The organism is Klebsiella sp. JN_Kp126 (assembly GCF_033843325.1).
Classification (GTDB): Bacteria; Pseudomonadota; Gammaproteobacteria; order Enterobacterales; family Enterobacteriaceae; genus Klebsiella; species Klebsiella michiganensis.
The window spans coordinates 1-726 of record NZ_JAWXQV010000032.1 but is presented as its reverse complement, the minus strand read 5'-3'; the positions used below and the strand labels follow the sequence as shown (position 1 = coordinate 726).

The window sequence follows — 726 nt, the reverse complement described above, 5'->3', positions numbered from 1 at the left end:
GTCTGCGGCTGCAGGAACTTGTCCGCCACCAGCTTGGCCCCCACCGACAGCCCGAGGAAAATGGTCACGATATTTATCAGCCCGTTCTGCACCGTGTCGCTCAGGCGCTCCACCACCCCGCTCTCGCGCATCAGGTTGCCGAAGCAGAACATCCCCAGCAGCGGCGCCGCGTCCGGCAGCAGCAGCGCCACCAGCAGCAGCAGCACCGCCGGAAAGAGGATTTTTTCCCGCTTACTCACCGTGCGCAGCTGCACCATGCGGATTTTCCGCTCCTTCTCGCTGGTCAGCGCCTTCATAATCGGCGGCTGGATTAACGGCACCAGCGCCATATACGAGTACGCCGCCACCGCGATGGCCCCGAGTAATTCCGGCGCCAGCTTGCCCGACAGATAAATCGCCGTCGGGCCGTCCGCGCCGCCGATGATGCCGATGGCCGCCGCCTGCGGCAGGGTGAAGCTGATGATGCCGAAGTAGTTCAGCGTCAGCGCCCCCAGCACCGTGGCGAAGATGCCGAACTGCGCCGCCGCCCCCAGCAGCAGGGTCCGCGGGTTGGCCAGCAGCGGGCCGAAGTCGGTCATCGCCCCGACGCCCATAAAAATCACCAGCGGGGCGATACCCGAGCCGATGGCGACCTTATAGAAGATGGCCAGCACCCCGGCGGAGTAGCCCATATCCACGGCGAGGTCCTCCATCTGCCCCTGCACCGACGGCAGGGCCAGGGCCAGC

At 66.0% G+C, this 726-nt stretch carries 1 protein-coding gene; it reads right to left on the bottom strand.

The genetic code is table 11. The annotated features are described in order from the left end of the window. The coding region (locus SIK97_RS00985) for a sodium ion-translocating decarboxylase subunit beta (RefSeq protein ID WP_319610917.1) at positions 1–725 on the bottom strand (725 nt) is incomplete at its 3' end. Position 726: the final 1 nt, after the last annotated feature.